Source organism: Steroidobacter sp. (assembly GCF_016790065.1).
Lineage (GTDB): Bacteria > Pseudomonadota > Gammaproteobacteria > Steroidobacterales > Steroidobacteraceae > Steroidobacter.
In genome coordinates, this window is sequence record NZ_JAEUPY010000779.1 from 1 (window position 1) to 2,294 (window position 2,294).

General features: G+C 60.3%; 3 protein-coding genes. All 3 read left to right on the forward strand.

Features of this window, described 5'->3' with window-relative positions; translation table 11 throughout:
* The first annotated feature begins 92 nt into the window (after positions 1-92).
* The gene (gene traV, locus JNL55_RS31565) at positions 93-734 is read left to right on the forward strand and encodes a type IV conjugative transfer system lipoprotein TraV (protein ID WP_293863984.1); all 642 of its coding nucleotides are present in this window, start codon (positions 93-95) and stop codon (positions 732-734) included.
* On the forward strand, positions 731-1,066 hold the full coding sequence (gene traA, locus JNL55_RS31570) for a TraA family conjugative transfer protein (protein ID WP_293863986.1): 336 nt from the start codon (positions 731-733) through the stop codon (positions 1,064-1,066). The genes traV and traA overlap by 4 nt, the downstream gene beginning before the upstream one ends.
* A gap of 85 nt (positions 1,067-1,151) precedes the next feature.
* Positions 1,152-2,294: TraC family protein (locus tag JNL55_RS31575; RefSeq protein WP_293863989.1), on the forward strand; the 1,143-nt coding region annotated here is incomplete at its 3' end.

A 2,294-nucleotide genomic window follows, 5' to 3' on the forward strand; every position in this document is an offset into this window, starting at 1 on the left:
ACATTGCCATTCACCGTGGCGCCGAATGGCGCGACGGTCGCGGGCACACCGAACAACTACGCCGAGTTCATTGCTGCGAACAAGGAGGTTCCATGAGTGTCGTCGCTTCAGCCGCTCGGGGCACGATCTCGGCGATCCTGCTGGTTACGCTCAGTGCATGCAGCACCATTGGTGAGAAGGAGTTCAGCTGTCCTGGTCGTCCCGCGGGTGTTCGGTGCATGTCAGCCACCGAGGTGTATCGCGCGACACAGAACACCGACTTCGTCGAGCCCACGGCTGAGGAGCCGTTGGGTGATGCCCCAGAAGGGCGGGATCCATCGAAGCATCACACCTCCGCGAAGCCGGGAAGCGCGACGAAGTCGCGACCGGCACCGCAGAGGCTGGATTCGCACCAGAGTGCGACGGCGCGTGCCGACGGCATCACGCCGGCGGTCGATCGTCCCATTCCGATTCGCACACCTGCAAAGGTGATGCGTGCGTGGATCGCGCCTTGGGAGGATGCGCGGGGCGTGCTTCACACAGGAGGTTACGCATTCATCGAAATTGAGTCTCGTCGATGGAGTTTCGGCGAGGCGAATCTGGCTGAGCCTGTACGGCTCTTCTCGATCCAAAGCACTGCTGTTGGAACGAAGGAGACCGTCGGCAAAGACCAGGGCGGCGCACCCGCTGCGCGCGCTGGTACGAGCGAGCGACCCAACTCGTCCTCTTTGCCGAAAACAGGAGTTCCCAAATGAACATGCCGCATCCGCGTATGTTTTCAATGCTCTCTCATCGACTCGCCTCGGCGAGCGCACTCGTGGCCGTGCTTGTGGTGATGTCGTTCGTTATTCCGGATGTTTCTTTCGCAGGCACCGGCGGCACGGAATTCAACAGCGCATACACGACGATCACGAACTGGTTGCAAGGTGACCTTGGAAGATTGATTGCAGCGAGCTTGCTAGTGGTTGGTCTGGTCATGGGCGTGGTGAGACAAAGCATCATGGCGGCGGTGCCTGCTATCGCGTGCGGTCTCGTCGCGACCGTCGCGCCAACGATCATCGGCGCGGTCGTCACGGCGGTGATTTGAAACACAGGAGATTGGTCGTCACGCCGGGCTCCTCCGGCGTCGACGGCCGGTCACGGTTCTTCACCCGTTTTCAGGACCATCCGTCATGGAGATCACCGAACTTCACAATCGCTTGCTGGCGCGTAAGACGCCCGCGGCGATGCTCTCCGCCGTCGCTCACGATCCCGATCAGGGATTGTACTTTCATGCCGACGGCGCGCTTGGGTTTGTATTCCTTTGCTATCCGCTCATCGGCGTCGATGATCGCATCGTGCAGCAGTTGCAGCCGCTGCTAGGTCAGGCGTATCCGCCGAACAGTATCCTTCAGGTCTCCCTGTGGCCCAGCCCGGATATTGAAACTGAGCTGCGGATGATGGAGATGATCCGCGTCCCCAGGAAGGAGGAGTCGGTTCATATCGGGCGACGGATCGCTACGTCCCTGGTTCAAAACCGAGCCAAGTTTCTCAAGGAACATACAAAGCGACCGATCAGCGAGCTGCTTCCCACGCTGGTGCGGAATATTCAGATCCTGGTGTCCCTCAAGATTCCGTGCCGGGGGGCGCTGCCGACGGAGGCCGATGCAGAACTCGCGGCTCGCCTGAAGGTGACCACCGAGCAGATCCTTCGCACGCTTGGCATGGCGCCGATCCTGGTGGAGCCGGAGCGATACCTGCGAATCCTCGGATCGATGTTGAACTGGGGTGAGAACGCAGCGTGGCGCAATCACGCGCTGCTATACGACGAAACCAGGCTGATACGCGATCAAGTATTCGATCTGGACACCACGGTCCAGGTCGATGACCGCGGGCTGTGGATCGGGCAGAAGCGGGTCAAGACGCTTTGCGTGAAGCGCTATCCCGAGTATGTCCATCTGGTGCAGGCCGCACAGTTCTTGGGCGATCTCAAGACGGGCACCCGCGGCGTTCGCGAGAACATGTTGGTCACGCTCAACGTGTTGTTTCCGGACCCGGAGCCCGCGCGCTCCGCGATGAACTCGAAGAAGAATGCGGCCACCTGGCAGTCGATGGGGCCGCTTTCACGCTATCTGCCTCACCTTGCGAAACAACGGGAAGATTTCGACAGTCTGTTCGAAGCGATCGAAGATGGCGATCGCGTCGTACGTGCCTACCTTTCTTTTGCACTCTTCACGGATGACGAAGAACAGGCGACCTCAGCCACCAGCAACCTGATGACCTACTACCGGGAGCTCGGATACCGGCTGCAGGAAGATCGTTTCGTCGCGCTTCCC

Excerpts from the sequence above, each read along its gene's own strand:
- traV (WP_293863984.1), top strand. The coding sequence starts at position 93 with ATGAGTGTCGTCGCTTCAGCCGCTCGGGGCACGATCTCGGCGATCCTG.
- traA (WP_293863986.1), top strand. The coding sequence starts at position 731 with ATGAACATGCCGCATCCGCGTATGTTTTCAATGCTCTCTCATCGACTC.